The following is a 17,455-nucleotide window of genomic DNA, read 5'->3' as shown; positions in this document are numbered from 1 at the left end:
GAGCAATTCCCATGACCGATCCTATCGTTATCGTCAGCGCTGTGCGCACGCCCATGGGTGGGTTTCAGGGCGACCTCAAGGGCCTGACCGCGCCGCAGTTGGGTTCCGCTGCGATTCGCGCCGCCGTCGAGCGTGCCGGTGTCGCCCCCGACGCCGTGGATGAAGTACTGTTCGGCTGCGTACTGCCCGCAGGCCTCGGCCAGGCACCGGCACGTCAGGCTGCGCTGGGCGCCGGGCTGGACAAGGGCACGCGCTGCACCACCCTCAACAAGATGTGCGGTTCGGGCATGGAGGCCGCGATCCTGGCCCATGATTCACTGCTGGCCGGCAGCGTCGACGTGGTGATTGCCGGTGGCATGGAAAGCATGTCCAACGCGCCGTACCTGCTGGACCGTGCGCGCAGCGGCTACCGCATGGGCCACGGCAAGGTGCTCGATCACATGTTCCTCGACGGCCTCGAAGACGCCTACGACAAGGGCCGCCTGATGGGCACCTTTGCCGAAGACTGCGCCCTGCACAACGGTTTTACCCGCGAGGCCCAGGATGCGTTCGCCATCGCTTCGCTGACCCGGGCGCAAGAAGCTATTACCCATGGCAGCTTTGCCGCAGAAATCGTCCCGGTGCAGGTCACCTTGGGCAAAGAACAGAAAACCATCCTGCATGACGAACAGCCGCCCAAGGCCAAGCTGGACAAGATCACCAGCCTGAAACCGGCCTTCCGTGAAGGCGGCACCGTGACGGCGGCCAACTCCAGCTCGATTTCCGACGGTGCGGCGGCCTTGTTGCTGATGCGCCAGTCCGAGGCACAGAAACGTGGCCTCAAGCCCTTGGCGGTGATCCATGGGCATGCGGCGTTCGCCGACGAGCCAGGGCTGTTCCCGGTGGCGCCGGTGGGGGCGATCCGCAAACTGATGAGCAAGACCGGCTGGAGCCTGGGTGACGTCGATCTGTTCGAAATCAACGAAGCCTTTGCCGTGGTCAGCCTGGTGACCATGAGCAAGCTGGAGATCCCCCATGCCAAGGTCAATGTGCATGGCGGTGCCTGCGCCCTGGGCCATCCGATCGGTGCCTCCGGTGCACGGATCCTGGTGACCTTGCTTTCGGCCCTGCGCCAGAAAGGCCTCAAGCGTGGCGTCGCCGCCATCTGCATCGGCGGCGGTGAAGCCACGGCGATGGCCGTCGAATGCCTGTACTAAGGAACCACCATGCTGCCCAATGAAGAACAACTGCAAATCAGCGACGCCGCCCGGCAATTTGCCCAGGAACGCCTGAAACCCTTTGCCGCCGAGTGGGACCGCGAGCACCGGTTCCCCAGGGAAGCCATTGGTGAAATGGCCGAGCTGGGCTTTTTCGGCATGCTGGTGCCGGAACAGTGGGGCGGTTGCGACACCGGTTACCTGGCCTACGCGATGGCGCTGGAAGAAATTGCCGCCGGTGACGGGGCCTGCTCGACCATCATGAGCGTGCACAACTCTGTGGGTTGCGTGCCGATTCTCAAGTTCGGTAACGACCAGCAGAAAGAGCAATTCCTCAAGCCCCTGGCCAGTGGTGCCATGCTCGGTGCGTTCGCATTGACCGAGCCCCAGGCCGGCTCTGATGCCAGTAGCCTGAAGACCCGCGCACGCCTTGAAGGTGACCATTACGTACTCAATGGCTGCAAACAGTTCATCACCTCCGGACAGAACGCCGGCGTGGTGATTGTGTTTGCCGTGACCGACCCGGCGGCGGGCAAGCGCGGGATCAGCGCGTTTATCGTGCCGACCGACTCGCCGGGCTACAGCGTGGCGCGGGTTGAGGACAAACTGGGCCAGCATGCCTCCGATACCTGCCAGATCCTGTTTGAGGACGTGAAGGTTCCTGTCGCCAACCGTCTGGGGGAGGAGGGCGAAGGCTACAGGATTGCTCTGGCCAACCTGGAAGGTGGGCGCGTAGGCATTGCCTCGCAATCGGTGGGCATGGCCCGCGCCGCCTTTGAAGCAGCCCGCGACTACGCCCGCGAGCGCGAAAGCTTCGGCAAACCCATCATCGAGCACCAGGCCGTCGCTTTCCGTCTGGCGGACATGGCCACGCAAATCGCGGTTGCCCGGCAGATGGTGCATTACGCCGCTGCACTGCGCGACAGCGGCAAGCCGGCACTGGTGGAAGCCTCGATGGCCAAGCTGTTTGCTTCGGAAATGGCCGAGAAAGTCTGTTCGGCCGCCTTGCAAACCCTGGGCGGTTACGGTTACCTGAGCGACTTCCCTCTGGAGCGGATCTACCGCGACGTGCGGGTCTGCCAGATTTACGAAGGCACCAGCGATATCCAGCGCATGGTCATCTCACGCAATCTCTAAGGAGCCGATACATGAGTTACGAAACCATTTTGCTTGAAGTCCAGGGCCGCGTCGGGCTGATTACCCTCAATCGCCCGCAAGCCCTGAACGCCCTGAACGCGCAACTGGTCAGCGAGTTGAACCAGGCGCTGGACGGCCTTGAAGCCAACCCGGAGATCGGCTGCATCGTGTTGACCGGCTCGAAAAAAGCCTTCGCCGCCGGTGCCGACATCAAGGAAATGGCCGAGCTGACCTATCCGCAGATCTACCTCGACGATCTGTTCAGTGACAGCGACCGCGTGGCCAACCGCCGCAAGCCGATCATCGCCGCCGTCAACGGCTTCGCCCTGGGCGGCGGTTGCGAACTGGCGTTGATGTGCGACTTCATCCTGGCCGGTGACAGCGCCAAGTTCGGCCAGCCGGAAATCAACCTCGGCGTACTGCCCGGCATGGGCGGCACCCAGCGCCTGACCCGTGCGGTGGGCAAGGCCAAGGCCATGGAAATGTGCCTGACCGGGCGCTTTATCGATGCGGTGGAAGCGGAGCGCTGCGGGATTGTTGCGCGTATCGTACCCGCCGATGAACTGCTGGACGAAGCGCTGAAAGTCGCGACGCTGATTGCCGGCAAGTCGGTGCCGATCAGCATGATGGTCAAGGAAAGCGTGAACCGAGCGTTCGAAGTGAGCTTGTCGGAAGGCGTGCGCTTTGAGCGCCGGGTGTTCCATGCGGCGTTCGCCACGCAGGATCAGAAGGAAGGCATGGCGGCGTTTGTGGCCAAGCGCGCGCCGGAGTTCAAGGACAAATAACCCGGTGTCAAAGACACTGAGTATCAAAGGTGGGAGGGGGCTTGCCCCCGATAGCAGTGGTTCAGTCTTCACATCTGTTGACTGACCCACCGTCATCGGGGGCAAGCCCCCTCCCACATTATTTATGTGCTGTGGCAGTCAAAGTTGGTAGTTCTTCAGCTCCCTGGCAATCACCATCCGCTGAATCTCACTGGTCCCTTCGTAAATCTGCGTGATCCGCGCATCCCGGTAGTAACGCTCCACCGGATAATCTTCCAGGTATCCGTACCCACCGTGAATCTGCATCGCCGATGAGCAAACCTTCTCGGCCATTTCCGAGGCAAACAGTTTGGCCTGGGACGCTTCCGACAAGCAGGGTTTTCCGGCACTGCGCAGCCGTGCGGCGTGCAGGATCAGCAAGCGTGCGGCGTTAAGCTGGGTTTGCATGTCGGCCAGCAAATTGGCCACGCTCTGGTGCTCGATGATTGCCTTGTTGAACTGCACCCGATCACGGGCATAGGCCAGCGCTGCTTCAAATGCCGCGCGGGCGATGCCCAATGCCTGGGCGGCAATGCCGATGCGGCCACCCTCCAGGTTGGACAGCGCGATGGCCAGGCCTTTGCCACGCTCACCCAGCAGGTTGGCCTCGGGCACGCTGCACTGGTTCAGGGTCACGGCGCAGGTATCGGACGCACGGATGCCCATCTTGTGTTCGGTACGATCCACCACGAATCCCGGGGTTGCGGTGGGCACCAGGAACGCCGAGATGCCTTTCTTGCCCAGGTCGGGATCAGTCACCGCAAATACAATCGCCAGTTTGGCGCGTTTACCATTACTGACGAACTGCTTGGCCCCGTTGATTACCCACTGGCCGTCGCGCAGTTCGGCACGGGTACGCAGGTTGTGCGCTTCGGAACCGGCCTGGGGTTCGGTCAGGCAGAAGCAGCCAATCGCCTGGCCGCTGGCGAGGTCGCCCAGCCAGGTCTGTTTTTGTTCATCTGTGCCGTAGTTGAGAATCGGCCCGCAACCCACTGAATTATGGATACTCATCAGTGCGCCAGTGGCACCGTCACCTGCGGAAATCTCCTCGACGGCGAGGGCATAGGCGACGTAATCGACATAGGTGCCGCCCCATTCTTCCGGCACCACCATGCCCAGCAGGCCCAGTTCGCCCATCTTTGCCACCAGGGCGTCGTCGATCCAGCCGGCTTTCTCCCAGGCTTGGGCGTGCGGTGCGATTTCACCCCGGGCGAAGTCACGCGCCATGTCGCGGATCATTACTTGTTCTTCAGTGTATTCAATGTCTTGCATGGCTTATTTCGCAACCTTCTCGAAGTGATGAAAAAAGCTCTCAACGTGGCTGAGGGCCAGCCCGTGCAGGGTGGGCGGGTTCCAGCGCGGGCTTTTGTCTTTGTCGATGATCAGGGCGCGCACGCCTTCGATCAGGTCGCCGCGCTCGAACCATTGGCGGTCCAGGTGCAGCTCCAAGGCAAAACAGTCTTCCAGGGGCAGGCGCCGGCCGCGGCGCAACATCTCCAACGTAACGGCCATGGCAAGGGGGGAGCGGGTCAGCATGAGGGTAGCGGTGGTCAACGCCCATTCATGGCTGTCGGCCACGGTGACTTGCTGCAATTGTTCAACGATGCTCGGCACATCCGGCAGCGCGAAAAAGTGGTCGATGGCGGGGCGCAGAGCGGCCAACGGCGGATCGGGCAATTGCTGCACGGCCAGCTTGGCGAGCACGCCCTGCAGGTCTTTGAGCGGCGAGTCGTGCCATTGCAGGTGGTCGAGCTTCTGGTCAAGGTCGGCGAGCTTGTGGCTTTCCAGGTACCAATCAGCCAACCCGCAATACAGCGCGTCGGCCGCGCGGATCTGTACCCCGGTCACGCCCAGGTAGATCCCCAGTTCGCCGGGGATGCGCGGCAGAAAGTAGCTGCCACCCACGTCAGGGAAATAACCGATGGCCACTTCCGGCATCGCCAGGCGGCTGCGCTCGGTGACTACGCGCAAATCAGCGCCCTGCACCAGGCCCATGCCGCCGCCGAGGACAAACCCGTCCATCAGTGCCACGACTGGCTTGCGGTAGTGGTGGATGGCCAGATCCAGAGCATATTCCTCGACGAAGAAGTCCTGGTGCAGGGTGTCGCCGTTCTTGAAGCTGTCGTACAGAGAACGGATATCGCCACCTGCACAGAAGGCTTTTTCACCGGCACCGCGCAGGACCACGGCATACACCTGCGGATCGTCAGCCCATGCCTGCAAATGGGACGTGAGGCTGCGCACCATGTCCAGGGTAATGGCATTCAAGCCGGCGGGGCGATTGAGGGTGAGGTGGCCGATATGGTTGCGGACCTCGGCGAGGACTTCGTCCTGAAGTACTTGGGCGTGGCTTGCTTCGGATGAAACCTGAGCAGTCATCGATAACTCCCTGCTTTTATTGTTCTTTATCAAGATGTTCACGGATGAACCTTCTCGCGATCGTACCAGTGCAAATTTGCCTAGTACAACCTTCAATCCTGCAGGTCGTTTTTGCATTTATGCAGCAAGCGCACGACCGACTCAGGGTAACCGGCTGGCCAGTGTTTCGCCGATGCTACGGCGCCTGGCGTGGGTTTGCGCCGCGTGGATGAGTTGTTCCAGTTCGCTGGGCTCCACATCGTAGAACCGCTCCATTTGCGCCAGCGCCAGTGTCAAATCAGCGGCGGTAATACCAGGGTCTCGGTCGGCCCTGGGGGTGAACGGTAGCGGTGCCGGTGCTTCCACCGCGCCTTTGGGATAACGCGTACGCGTGGCGTTGTTATACGCCAGTGCGCAGGCCAGCAGCGCACCGGCGCCGAGCAATACCGCACCCAGTTCATACCAGCCCAGGGCGGCGGACGCCGGGTCTGCCAGGACCAGTGTCATGGCCAGGCCACCGGCGGGCGGGTGCAGGCAGCGCAACCAGCACATCAGTATTACGGTCATGCCGGCCGCCAGGCAGGCGCCGCCCAGGGACGGGCCGAGGACACGGGTGACCAGCAAGGCAATCACACCTGCGCACAGGTAGCTGCCGATAATCGACCAGGGTTGCGCCAAGGCGCCCGATGACACGGCGAACAACAGGACGGCCGACGCTCCCAGCGGGCCAAGCAGGTGCAACGCGACATCCATGCCAAACACCTGGGAGCACAACCAGACGCTGAACAAGGTGCCAAGGGCCATGCCGATCGCGGCACGGCTCCATTCGGTGGGGCGGGTATTGATAGCAGCGGGGAACCAGCGAGCGAGCATTGGGAGGCAGTCCATAAACGGCGGGCAAAAAAAAGGCTTGTCTGGTTGCCCGGAAAAGCCCTTTGAAAGTTCCAACATTTGGGGGATGGAACCCATGCAGTGTGTCGCGCGTGGAACAGAGGCGCCAATGCATATTAATGAGGGTTGAATGCAAAAATAATGAATTGGAATACGGTCAGACTACTATCGAGCAGCAGACTTTACCCAGCACCCGATTACTGAACTCTTCATCGAAAAAACGCTTGCGCAGGTTCTCCTGCAAACCGGGTTCACTGGCCAGCGGGCCTTTCAACGCCACCAACGCGTCGCGCAACCCCATCAGCCGGTCCAGCGGTGGCAGGGGAATATAGCCGACATGCACTTCGGTGCTGGTCAAGGCTGGGTTATCAAGCGAAGCATCATCTGGCACGGCGTTGTCCTCTCGTCCTTGTGGTCACCCATGACCTGTGGCGGTACATGAATACCGCACCAGGCAAGCGAGTTTACCGTTGGGTTTTGGACGCAGGAAAGAGAAACGGCACCAGTTATTACGTAAAGCTGCGTGGGAATTTTCCGCGCCGGCAGCGCTGGCGCAGACTCAAGGTTGCACAGGTTTGGCCAGGTGCAGCAGCACGTAAGGGTTGCGGTCGAATTCGCCGGTCAGGGTCGGCGTGATGGAACGAAAGCGCGGGTCTTGCAAGCCTTCGTAATCCACTTGGCTCATCACCAGCCAGGCGGGTCCCTGGAGTGGCTTGAGGTCGGCGGCTTGCTGAGTGAACAACGGCACTTGGTCGCAATCGAGGTTGACCATGTACTTGATGGCCTTGGCGTCTTTGCCCAAGCCATGCAGCACCACCGGCGCGCGTTGCTGCATCACCTGCTCATGAACCTGCAAGGTAAAGGTGCGGGTGTCGTAGATACTGCGCTCCAGCGGCTCGACCACCAGGATATAGGAGGCCCACACTGCCAGCACCGCGGCAAAAGCCGGCCCGACCGGACGCAGGCCGCTTTTGAAGAGTGTCACCAAGGCCAGCACCTGCAGGCCGCCCAGCACGCCCAACACCCAGCCGAGATGGCTCAATTGCTCAGGGTAGCGCGGTCGTGCTAACAGCAGGCCGACGATCAACAGCGTCGGCGACAACGTCCAGATCCCCAGCATCAGCCCACGCAGCCCGGCGAAGAGCCGTCCGTGTGCGACCTGGAACGGGTATGCCGCAATGATCGCCGCCATGGGCAACATCGGCAGCACGTAACGTGCTTTTTTCGCCTGGGGAATCGACAGGCCGACCATCACCAGCAAGCCTGCGGCGGCGCAATACCACACCAACTGCAATGCCGGTCCCGGCGCGCGGCGCCCGCTGAGCACCATGGCCAGCAGTACCAGCAGTGCCATCGGATACGCCAAGGCGTAATTGCCCAGCGAACTGGTGAAGTAGTACAGCAGGCCGCTCGAGCCTTCGCTGCCATCCATGCGGCCGAGGAACTGCATGCGGATCACGTCCTGCATGAAGCTTTCGCCACCGCTCAACTTGGCCATCAGCAGCAACAGGCCCACGCATGCCACCAGCAGCGCCAGCGCCAGCAAGCCGAAACTGAACAGCTGGCGCCATTGCCGGTTGATCAGGTAGTAGCTGCAGAGCACGCCCGTAGGAATCACCAGGCCAATCGGCCCACGCACGGCAAAGCCCAGGATCAGCAGCAGGTACAGCCAATGCAGGCGTTTAGCGGACCGGAAGTGATCATGGGCATAACCCAGGTAGAACACCGCCAGGGCGATGGCGGCCAGCATCTGGTCGAGGGACACCGCACGGGTTTCGGTGATGAAGTTGCTGCTCAACAACAGGAGCGCAATGCTCAGCAGCCCCCAGCGCTGGGAGTAGGGCGCCGTCAGGCGATACACCAGGGTGACGATAAACGCCGAGGCGATCGCCGTGGGCAACCAGGCCGTGAGGCTGGTGACCTGGCCCAGGGGCAGTGAAACCAGCCAGGTCAACAGTGTCGAGGTGGCCAGGTAATCCGCATAAGGCTGCCCATAGGTGGTGGGGAAGACGCTGGGGCCATGACGCAGCATTTCCTGGGCAAACAACACAAAGCGCGAGTCGAAGCCGATGATTGCCTGGTGCCAGTTGCCGGCGATAAACAGCAACAACGCCAGCAATCCCAGACCAAGGGATTGGCGGCGGATCGTTGCATTCAGCGGGGACGGTTGAGCTTTGTTCACGTCTCAGGCTTCCACAACCTGTGGCAGCCACTGTTGCTGGGGAATCGGCAACTGGCAGGAATCACCGCGGCCGATCGGGTAGTACTGGAAGCCTTTGCGTGCCAGGCGCTCGCCGTCGTAGAGGTTGCGGCCGTCGAAGATCACCGGGGTTTTCAGGCGCTGGTGGATCAGGTCGAAGTCCGGCGCCTTGAATTGCTGCCATTCGGTGCAGACGATCAGCGCATCGGCACCGCCCAGTGTGGATTCGGGGGTGCCCATGAGCATCAGCCGTGGGTCATCGCCATAGATACGTTGGGTTTCCTGCATGGCTTCCGGGTCGAATGCGCGCACGTTGGCGCCGGCGGCCCACAACGCTTCCATCAGCACGCGGCTGGGAGCATCGCGCATGTCGTCGGTGTTGGGCTTGAACGCCAGGCCCCACAGGGCAAAGGTCTTGCCGCGCAGGTCGCCCTTGAAGAACGCCTTGATCCGCTCGAACAACTTGCTCTTCTGGCGCTGGTTGATGGCTTCTACCGCTTCCAGCAGGTCGCTGGAGCAGTTGGCTTGCCGGGCGCTGTGGATCAGGGCGCGCATGTCCTTGGGGAAGCACGAACCGCCGTAGCCGCAGCCAGGGTAGATAAAGTGGTAGCCGATGCGCGAGTCGGCGCCAATGCCCAGGCGCACGGCTTCGATGTCCGCCCCCAGGTGTTCGGCCAGCTCGGCGATCTGGTTGATAAAGCTGATCTTGGTCGCCAGCATGCAGTTGGCGGCGTACTTGGTCAGCTCGGCGCTGCGCAGGTCCATGAAGATGATGCGGTCGTGGTTGCGGTTGAACGGTGCGTACAGGTCGCGCATCACGTCGCGCACTTCTTCGCGCTCACAACCGATGATGATGCGGTCCGGGCGGCGGCAGTCGGCAACAGCCGAGCCCTCCTTGAGGAATTCGGGGTTGGAGACGATATCGAACTCCAGGTGCCGGCCGGCCAGGTGCAGGGCTTTTTCGATGTGGGCGCGCAGGGTGTCGCCGGTGCCGACCGGCACGGTGGATTTTTCCACCAGGATCACCGGCTCTTTGCGGTGGCGGGCGACGGCGTCGCCTACCGACAGCACGTATTTCAGGTCGGCCGAGCCGTCTTCGTCCGAAGGCGTGCCCACGGCAATGAACAGGACTTCGCCGTGTTCCACCGCCAACTTTTCATCATGGGTGAAGTGCAGCCGCCCACTCTCCAGGTTTTCCTTGACCATCGCAGCCAGCCCCGGCTCGAAGATGGTCACATGGCCTTTTTGCAGTGACTCGACCTTGTTCTTGTCAACGTCCATGCAAATGACATCGTGGCCGACTTCAGCCAACACGGTGGCCTGCACCAGACCGACGTAACCGCTACCAAATACACTGATTTTCATGGGGCATTCCTGGGACTTGTGGCGCTAGCACGACGAGAGTTGATAACCAGAACACCGAGGATGACCAAGGCCACCCCCAGGGTTTTTGAAACGGAAAAATGTTCGTTGAACACCGGCAGGCTGGCCGCCAGCAGGTACACCAAGGCATAGCTGATGCTCAGTAGCGAATAGGCGCGGCCCAGCGGCAAATGCTTGAGCGCACCGAGCCAGCAGAGCATCGACAGTGCGTATGCCAGGATCGCCAGGGTCACGACGCCGAGGGCGCCCAGGTCGATGCTGTTCTGGCTCAAGGCATCCAGCCATGCGCTGGGCAGCGGCAGGCGCGTCATGCTCCAGCGCATGCCCAGTTGGGCCGCGCTGACCAGGCCGACGCTGCCCAGGGCCAGGGCAAACCCCTGGATCCGGCTCATACCTGGCGACCCAGCAGCACGACGCCGCCGATCACCAGCGCGACACCCAGCCAATGGCGGGTATCGATGTGCTCTTTGAACACAAAACGCGCGACCAGCGTGACCAGCACGAAGTTGAGGCTGAGCATCGGGTAGGCAGTACCGACTTCCAGGCGTTGCAACACCAGCAGCCACACCAGCAGGCCCAGGCCCAGGCACACCAGCGCCGACCACAACCAGGGCGAGCGCAGTTTCAGCGCCCAGCCATCCGGCAGGTCGCGCCAGCGTTCCACGGCGAACTTCTGGGAGACCTGTCCCATGCAGGTGAGCAGGCAGGCGGCCAGTAACAGCAGCAAGGTGATCATTGCGCGGCCTGCGGGAAGATCAGGATCACGATGTTGCCTTGTTCGTAGCGCTTGCCGTCCTTGGGCAGCAAGTCGACTTCGGCGATTTCGTCGTCGCCCTTGACCCGCATGACCACGCCGACCGGCCCCTTTTGGCGCGCATCGCTCATCCATTGCTGGACTTGGCTGGTATCCACCTTGTGGTGCGTGGCGTCCGCGTAGGCCAGGCCGTATTTGACTTCGCCGACGGTGTTGTAGAGCGTCACGTCCGGGCGCGCCAGGCGCCATGACAGCGCCGACGCTGCGCCCAGGTCATTGCTCAGCAGGGCCGTGGCTGGTTGCAGCTCTTGCAGGTGATCAATGATGAATTGGTCAGGCGTCTTGTTGTACACCACTGAATGCGGCAGGGCAGCTGGCAACAAGGCCACCATCAGCCAACTGCCGAGTACCGGTGCGGCCCACAGGTGCAAAGGCCGGGCCGCCTGCAGCAGGTTGACCAGGATCCAGGCAAACAGAAAGGTGAACACCAACACCAGGCTGAGGGTTTCCTGACCGTGCTCGTACACCGGCTTCTTCATTTGCAGCCAGGTCAGCGCGAGCAATGCCACTACACCGATGATCAGGTTCAGCCAGCCGTTGATGCGCAGCGCACGGCTGCGACCCTGGGCCAGTTTGTCCGCCAGGGTATTGCCCATCAACAAGGCCAGGGGCAGCAGGCACGGCATGATGTAGGACGGCAGCTTGCCCTTGGCCAGGCTGAAGAAGGCCAGGGGCATCAGCAGCCACAGCACTACAAAACCGATTTTTGCGCTGCGTTTGTCCCCCCACGCCTGTTTGAGGGTCGACGGCAACAACGCCACCCACGGCAGGCAGAACGCAACCAACAGCGGCAGGTAATACCAGAACGGCTCGGCGTGCTGGGCATCGTCACCGGCGAAGCGCTGGATATGCTCGTGCCAGAAGAAGAAATTCCAGTAGTCCGGCTCTTGCCGGTGCACCGCCAGCGCCCATGGCAAGCTGACGACAATCGCCACCACCACGGCGACCACGCCGTAGCCCAGCAGCTCACGCAAACGCTTCTGCCAGATCGCATAGGGCAGGGCGATCAACACCGGCAGCAACCACGCCAGAAAGCCCTTGGTCATAAAGCCCATGCCGCAGGCAAAACCGAGCAACGCCCAGGACCCCAGGCGCCCGTTGCGGGTGGTGCTGTCGAAGCAGAACCACAGGGCGGCTCCGGTCAGGTTGACCCAGAAGGTGAACTGCGGATCCAGATTGGCGTAGCCACCGAGCAAGGCCACGCTGACAAAACTCATGTACAGCACGGTGCTGACCAGGGTTTTGCGCGGGTCATTCCACAGCCGACGCGACACCCCGTACACCAGCAGGATGCTCAAGCCGGTGCTCAGGGCCGAGGCAAACCGCACGCCGAACAGGTTCTGCCCGAAGATCGCCTGGCCCAGCGCAATCATCCAGTAACCCGCCGCCGGTTTTTCGAAGTAGCGGATGCCCATGAAGTGCGGCGAAGCCCACTTGCCGGTCAGCAGCATTTCCTGGCTGATCTGCGCGTAGCGGGTTTCATCCGGGATCCACAGGCCATGGGTGGCCAGCGGCAGCAGGTAGAACAAGCCAAACGCCAACAGCAGCAGGGGCAAGGCCCAACGGCGGATCATGCCTGTTGCACTCCGAGCCAACCCTCGCGGCCCGGCAACGCACCGCGTACCAGTTGTTGCTGGGGCAGGGTGGTCACGTCCACCGGCAACAGGTCGCCCAGTGGTTTGAAGTCGATGCCGCGCTGCCCGGCCTGGGCGAGCAACTGGCGAAAATCGTTGGCCATCAGAATCCCTTCCACTTCGGCGTGGATCGTATAGACATTGAGTTTCGACTCGGCAAAACGGTCGAGGATGAACCCATTGAAGTCTTTGGCAGCCACCACCGGCCCGACAACTTCGTCGAAGGTCGGCAGGTCTACCGGAATTTGTGGGGTGCCCGCACTGCCATCGGCCAGGGTTGGACGAAACAGGCTGGTGCCCCGGCAATCGCTGTTGTAGCGAAAGTTGAAACCTTGCTTGGCTTGCACCACGCGCTCATCCGCGCGCCAACCGGCGGCGGCGGAACAGTCGATGCGCTCACCGAGGATGTCGCTGAGGGTGTCGACGCCACGGCGAATCTGTTCGATCAACTGCGCCTCGCTCCAGCGCCCGGTGTTGGCCTGCCAGCCGTGGTGATCCCAGGCGTGCAGGCCCACTTCGTGCCCGGCGGCCTTGGCCTGGCGCATCAAGTGCCCCAGGTCACGGCCGATCGGCTTGCCCGGCCAGGCGGTGCCGGCGAGCAGGATGTCCAGGCCATACAGGCCGACCGCATTGGAACGCAGCATCTTCCACAGGAATTGCGGGCGGATGAGACGCCACAAGTGGCGCCCCATGTTGTCAGGCCCGACACTGAAGAAGAACGTTGCCTTCACCGAGGCTTCATCCAGGGACTCGAGCAACCGTGGCACACCTTCACGGGTGCCGCGGTAGGTGTCGACGTCGATGCGAAGACCTGCATCCATTACTTTTTGTCCGCGATTTCGAGCATGGCTTCACGCAGGAAGAAGTCCAGGGTGTTGCCGATGGTTTCGCTCATTTCCACGGTCGGCTCCCAGTCCAGCAGGCGCTTGGCGTTTTCGATGCTTGGCTTGCGGTGCGCCACGTCCTGGTAACCGGTGCCGTAGAACGCCTTGCTTTCTACGTCGCGGAAACCGGCGAACGGTGGGAAGTTGCCACGCAACGGGTGCGCTTCGAACTGACGCAGCAGTTCTTCGCCCAACTGACGGATGCTGGCTTCGTTTTCCGGGTTGCCGATATTGATGATCTGGCCGTCGCACACGCCGTTTTCGTTATCAATGATGCGAGCCAGGGCTTCGATGCCGTCAGCGATGTCGGTAAAGCAACGCTTCTGCTCGCCGCCGTCGAACAGGCGGATCGGCGTACCTTCCACCAGGTTCAGGATCAATTGGGTGATTGCGCGGGAGCTGCCGATACGCGCCGAATCCAGGCGGTCCAGGCGTGGGCCCATCCAGTTGAACGGACGGAACAGGGTGAATTTCAGGCCCTTGTCACCGTACGCCCAGATCACACGGTCCAGCAGCTGCTTGGAAACCGAGTAGATCCAGCGCTGTTTGTTGACCGGACCCACCACCAGGTTGGAGGTGTCTTCGTCGAAGTACTGGTCCTGGCACATGCCATAGACTTCGGAGGTCGACGGGAAGATCACGCGCTTGTTGTACTTGACGCAGTAGCGCACCAGCTTGAGGTTTTCTTCGAAGTCCAGTTCGAACACGCGCAGCGGGTTGCGGGTGTATTCGATTGGCGTGGCGATGGCCACCAGCGGCAGGACCACGTCGCACTTCTTGATGTGGTACTCGATCCACTCGGTGTGGATGCTGATATCGCCTTCGACGTAATGGAAGTTCGGGTGGCTGCGCAGGCGCTCGATGGCGTCCGAACCGATGTCCAGGCCGTAGATTTCATAACGGTCGTCGCGCAGCAGGCGCTCGGACAGGTGGTTGCCGATAAAGCCGTTCACACCCAGGATCAGTACCCGGGTACGCCGTGGCTTGCGGCCGGACTCGGCGCCGCGCAGTACGGAACCGTCGACCAGGCCCAGTGCGTCCGCCAGGGCTGGGCCGGCGAGGAACAGGCCGTCGGCGTTGCGCTGGCCGAACTTGACCACCAGGGAGTCTTCACCGCAGGCGATGCGCAGCGGGTTGACGCTGATCACACGGCCCGGCGCCAGGCCTTCGTTGCCCTTGACCACTTCGGCCTGCCAGACGATCAACTTGTGTTCGCCCACGGCGCAGAAGGCGCCTGGGTACGGTTGGGTCACGGCGCGCACCAGGTTGAACAGTTCTTCAGCCGGTTTTTTCCACTCCAGCTTGCCATCGGCGGCAGTGCGGCGGCCGAAGTAAGTGGCCTGGCTTTCGTCCTGGGCGGTTTCCGTCAGCTTGCCCTGGGCCAGTTGCGGCAGGGCGTCGCGCAGCAGGGTGCTGGCGGCGTCGCGCAGTTTGGCGTGCAGGGTCAGGCCGGTGTCGTTGCGTTCGATGATGACTTTCTGCTGGGCCAGGATCGCGCCGGCATCGGCACGCCTGACCATGCGGTGCAGGGTGACGCCGGTTTCGGTCTCGCCGTTGACCAGTACCCAGTTGGCCGGGGCGCGGCCACGGTATTTCGGCAGCAACGAGCCGTGCAGGTTGAACGCGCCTTTGCTGGCGGTGGCCAGCAGGGCCTCGCTGAGCAGGTTGCGGTAGTAGAACGAGAAAATGTAGTCCGGGTTCAGCTTGGCGATGCGCTCGATCCACAGCGGGTGGTTGGCGTCTTCCGGGGCGTGCACCGGGATGCCATTGCGCGCGCACAGTTGTGCGACGGAACCGTAGAAGTTGTTTTCCTTGGGGTCATCGGCATGGGTGAACACGGCAGCAATTTCGTAACCGGTGTTGAGCAGCGCTTCAATGCCTGCACAACCAATATCGTGGTACGCGAATACAACAGCTTTTGAACTCATGATTAGACCTGATCAGCAGAAGTAGAAGTATGGGAGGACACCAGGCCGTCCACGACGACCACGGGAGCCGGTGCTGCCGGTTGGTTGCGCAGCACCTTTTCGATAAAGAAGCGCGGACGGGCGCGCACGTCGCTGTACATGCGGCCCAGGTATTCACCCAAGAGGCCCATGCCGATGAACTGGCCGCCGGTGAACACGAACAACACCGCGAACAGCACGAACAAACCGTCGCCAGCCCAGTCGGCGCCAAAGGCCAGGCGCAGGATGATCAATGCGAAGGCAAACAGCACACCCAGCGCCGCCAGGCTGAAGCCGACGATGGACAGCAGTCGCAGTGGGGTAGTGGTCATGCAGGTCAGCAAGTCGAACATCAGGCTGATCAGGCGCATGGCGCTGTATTTGGATTCGCCGTGTTCCCGCTCGGCGTGGTGCACCAGGATTTCCGTGGTGTGCCGGGCAAAGCCGTTGGCCAGGATCGGGATGAAGGTGCTGCGCTCACGGCAGGCGAGCATCGCGTCGACAATGGTGCGGCGGTAGGCGCGCAGCATGCAGCCGTAGTCGCTCATGGCCACGCCGGTGGAGCGCTGCACGGCCAGGTTGATCAGGCGCGACGGCCAGCGGCGAAAGGCCGAGTCCTGACGGTTGTTGCGCACGGTGGCAACCACGTCGTAGCCCAGGGCCGCTTGCTCGACCAGGCGCGGGATTTCTTCGGGCGGGTTTTGCAGGTCGGCGTCTAGGGTGATCACCACTTCGCCTCGGCATTGCTCGAAACCGGCCATGATCGCCGCGTGCTGGCCGTAGTTGCGGTTGAGAATTACCGCGACCACGTTGCTGCCGTCTTCCGAGGCGGCGTCTTCCAGCAGTTGGGCCGAATTGTCGCGGCTACCGTCATCCACCAGGATGATTTCGTATTCGTAGGCCAGTTGCTTGCAGGCTGCGGTGGTACGGCGCAGCAATTCAGGCAGGCTTTCTTGTTCGTTGTAGACCGGGATAACGATCGACACGCAATGAATAGGGTAGGGTTTCAAAGATTCATGACCTCGGGGTTAGAGCAACTTGGAGCGTGGAAACAGCAGCAATCATTAGGCAAACGTCCAGAATGCAGGTTGGAAAGCGGCACTGAAGATAGAACGTAATCAAGAGGTTAGACGATATAGCGCGGTTTGCTATGAAGTGCTGTATCCAAGATTAAGCGTAAAAATGTGGAACAGATATGAAAGGCAGATGAAAAACTCGTTTATTTGACAGGTAGACAGCTAGGGTTCAGCTAAGTGGACGAGGTGCCAGGCAAGGCGTCCGGGCGAGCGCGACGCGATGTTATTCAATCCGGTGATCAGTAAAGAATATTCTCTGCAATGCCCGCCAAGTGCCGGTAAAGTAAGCCGTCTCTTGCCAGGGTGAACGGATGAATAGCGTGCAGCTTTTACGCGGCCAATTGCGGCCAGTGTTGATGGGGTTGTTGATGAGCGTCGCGTGCATCACCACCGTATGCGCCGATGATGGGGTGGCGCTGACCAGCATCGACCAGGTGCCGGACGGCGTGGAAGTGCGCGGCAAGCAGATCGCCGCGTATACCTGGGACGATAAACAAGGCAAGAACCTGCTGGTGCTCGCCGAACAAGTCAGCGAGCGCGATGACGACGGCACCCAGTCGGCATTCGTGTATGCGGCCCAGTACCTGATCGACGGCAACCGCCCCAAGCGCGTGTGGATGCTCTACGACGATGTGCAGCACTGCGAATTCGATGCGTCCCTGCGCTTTGACCGGGCTGCAACCAAAGTCACCGACCTCACTGGCGACGGCATCACCCAGGCCACCGTGGGCTATTCGCGCACCTGCACCAGTGATGTCAGCCCCAACGAATTCAAGTTGATCATGCACGTCGGCAAGTCGCAGAAGTACCGCCTGCGTGGGGTCGACCGCGTCGGTGCGGCCTGGTGGGACGAAGAGGCCGGCGCCCTGCGCGGCATGCCGCTGCCCAAGGACTGCAGCGTGGCCGCTCAGCAGGCGCTGGTCAGCCAGTACAAGGAGCAGGGCACCGAGTTGCCGTTGCCGGGGTGTTATGGCGATGAGAAGGACTTTGCCAAGGCGCCCGCTCCGTACTTGGATTTCATGCGCACCCAATGGTTTGCGTTGATGCAGAAACAGGATGAGACTTGGAGCCAACCGCAAACCGAGGACGGCCCGGTTGAGCCCGACTAGCTGCCAAGGCCTCAAGGTAAAACC

At 61.7% G+C, this 17,455-nt stretch carries 16 protein-coding genes; 4 read left to right on the top strand and 12 right to left on the bottom strand.

What is annotated here, in order from left to right:
- Positions 1 to 11: 11 nt before the first annotated feature.
- The 3 genes from BM017_RS10310 to BM017_RS10300 are packed head-to-tail and all read left to right on the top strand — an operon-like array spanning position 12 to position 3,118.
- Complete coding sequence (locus BM017_RS10310) at positions 12 to 1,196, top strand: acetyl-CoA C-acyltransferase (protein ID WP_092243616.1); 1,185 nt, start codon at positions 12 to 14, stop codon at positions 1,194 to 1,196.
- A 9-nt stretch (positions 1,197 to 1,205) separates the two neighbouring features.
- Positions 1,206 to 2,333, top strand: a complete 1,128-nt coding sequence (locus tag BM017_RS10305) for an acyl-CoA dehydrogenase (protein ID WP_092243613.1) — start codon at positions 1,206 to 1,208, stop codon at positions 2,331 to 2,333.
- Positions 2,334 to 2,344: 11 nt separating this feature from the next.
- Complete coding sequence (locus BM017_RS10300; RefSeq protein WP_092243611.1) at positions 2,345 to 3,118, top strand: enoyl-CoA hydratase; 774 nt, start codon at positions 2,345 to 2,347, stop codon at positions 3,116 to 3,118.
- A 138-nt stretch (positions 3,119 to 3,256) separates the two neighbouring features.
- Here BM017_RS10300 and BM017_RS10295 read toward each other — a convergent pair whose 3' ends face one another.
- The 12 genes from BM017_RS10295 to arnC form a co-directional block, all read right to left on the bottom strand.
- Positions 3,257 to 4,408 (bottom strand): acyl-CoA dehydrogenase family protein, encoded by a 1,152-nt coding sequence (locus tag BM017_RS10295; RefSeq protein WP_092243608.1) that lies wholly within the window; start codon positions 4,406 to 4,408, stop codon positions 3,257 to 3,259.
- 3 nt (positions 4,409 to 4,411) lie between these two features.
- Entirely contained in the window at positions 4,412 to 5,515 is a 1,104-nt protein-coding gene (locus BM017_RS10290; protein WP_092243605.1) for an enoyl-CoA hydratase/isomerase family protein, read from the bottom strand.
- A gap of 141 nt (positions 5,516 to 5,656) precedes the next feature.
- Positions 5,657 to 6,367, bottom strand: coding sequence for an HPP family protein (locus BM017_RS10285; RefSeq protein ID WP_092243602.1), 711 nt, complete (start codon positions 6,365 to 6,367; stop codon positions 5,657 to 5,659).
- A gap of 175 nt (positions 6,368 to 6,542) precedes the next feature.
- Positions 6,543 to 6,776, bottom strand: coding sequence for a type VI secretion system contractile sheath small subunit (locus tag BM017_RS10280; RefSeq protein ID WP_139212853.1), 234 nt, complete (start codon positions 6,774 to 6,776; stop codon positions 6,543 to 6,545).
- Between the two features lie 168 nt (positions 6,777 to 6,944).
- On the bottom strand, positions 6,945 to 8,567 hold the full coding sequence (locus tag BM017_RS10275) for an ArnT family glycosyltransferase (RefSeq protein WP_092243597.1): 1,623 nt from the start codon (positions 8,565 to 8,567) through the stop codon (positions 6,945 to 6,947).
- A 3-nt stretch (positions 8,568 to 8,570) separates the two neighbouring features.
- On the bottom strand, positions 8,571 to 9,950 hold the full coding sequence (locus BM017_RS10270) for a UDP-glucose dehydrogenase family protein (RefSeq protein WP_092243595.1): 1,380 nt from the start codon (positions 9,948 to 9,950) through the stop codon (positions 8,571 to 8,573).
- Positions 9,947 to 10,360 carry a 4-amino-4-deoxy-L-arabinose-phosphoundecaprenol flippase subunit ArnF gene (arnF, locus tag BM017_RS10265; RefSeq protein WP_092243593.1) on the bottom strand — a complete coding sequence of 138 codons (414 nt, stop codon included), beginning with the start codon at positions 10,358 to 10,360 and terminating at the stop codon, positions 9,947 to 9,949. Before arnF ends, BM017_RS10270 begins: the two co-directional genes overlap by 4 nt.
- On the bottom strand, positions 10,357 to 10,704 hold the full coding sequence (gene arnE / locus BM017_RS10260; RefSeq protein WP_092243590.1) for a 4-amino-4-deoxy-L-arabinose-phosphoundecaprenol flippase subunit ArnE: 348 nt from the start codon (positions 10,702 to 10,704) through the stop codon (positions 10,357 to 10,359). Before arnE ends, arnF begins: the two co-directional genes overlap by 4 nt.
- Complete coding sequence (gene arnT / locus BM017_RS10255) at positions 10,701 to 12,356, bottom strand: lipid IV(A) 4-amino-4-deoxy-L-arabinosyltransferase (protein WP_092243588.1); 1,656 nt, start codon at positions 12,354 to 12,356, stop codon at positions 10,701 to 10,703. Before arnT ends, arnE begins: the two co-directional genes overlap by 4 nt.
- Complete coding sequence (arnD, locus tag BM017_RS10250; protein ID WP_092243585.1) at positions 12,353 to 13,237, bottom strand: 4-deoxy-4-formamido-L-arabinose-phosphoundecaprenol deformylase; 885 nt, start codon at positions 13,235 to 13,237, stop codon at positions 12,353 to 12,355. Before arnD ends, arnT begins: the two co-directional genes overlap by 4 nt.
- The gene (arnA, locus tag BM017_RS10245; protein WP_092243582.1) at positions 13,237 to 15,228 is read right to left on the bottom strand and encodes a bifunctional UDP-4-amino-4-deoxy-L-arabinose formyltransferase/UDP-glucuronic acid oxidase ArnA; all 1,992 of its coding nucleotides are present in this window, start codon (positions 15,226 to 15,228) and stop codon (positions 13,237 to 13,239) included. Before arnA ends, arnD begins: the two co-directional genes overlap by 1 nt.
- Positions 15,229 to 15,230: 2 nt before the next feature.
- Complete coding sequence (arnC, locus tag BM017_RS10240) at positions 15,231 to 16,256, bottom strand: undecaprenyl-phosphate 4-deoxy-4-formamido-L-arabinose transferase (protein ID WP_092243579.1); 1,026 nt, start codon at positions 16,254 to 16,256, stop codon at positions 15,231 to 15,233.
- A gap of 377 nt (positions 16,257 to 16,633) precedes the next feature.
- Between arnC and BM017_RS10235 the strand changes: the two genes are divergently transcribed.
- A complete protein-coding gene (locus BM017_RS10235) occupies positions 16,634 to 17,431 on the top strand; it encodes a M949_RS01915 family surface polysaccharide biosynthesis protein (protein ID WP_071488310.1) in 798 nt (265 codons plus the stop codon).
- Positions 17,432 to 17,455: the final 24 nt, after the last annotated feature.

The sequence above is a fragment of the Pseudomonas sp. NFPP04 genome (assembly GCF_900113815.1).
GTDB lineage: Bacteria > Pseudomonadota > Gammaproteobacteria > Pseudomonadales > Pseudomonadaceae > Aquipseudomonas > Aquipseudomonas extremorientalis.
This window is presented reverse-complemented; position numbering and strand designations above follow the sequence as displayed.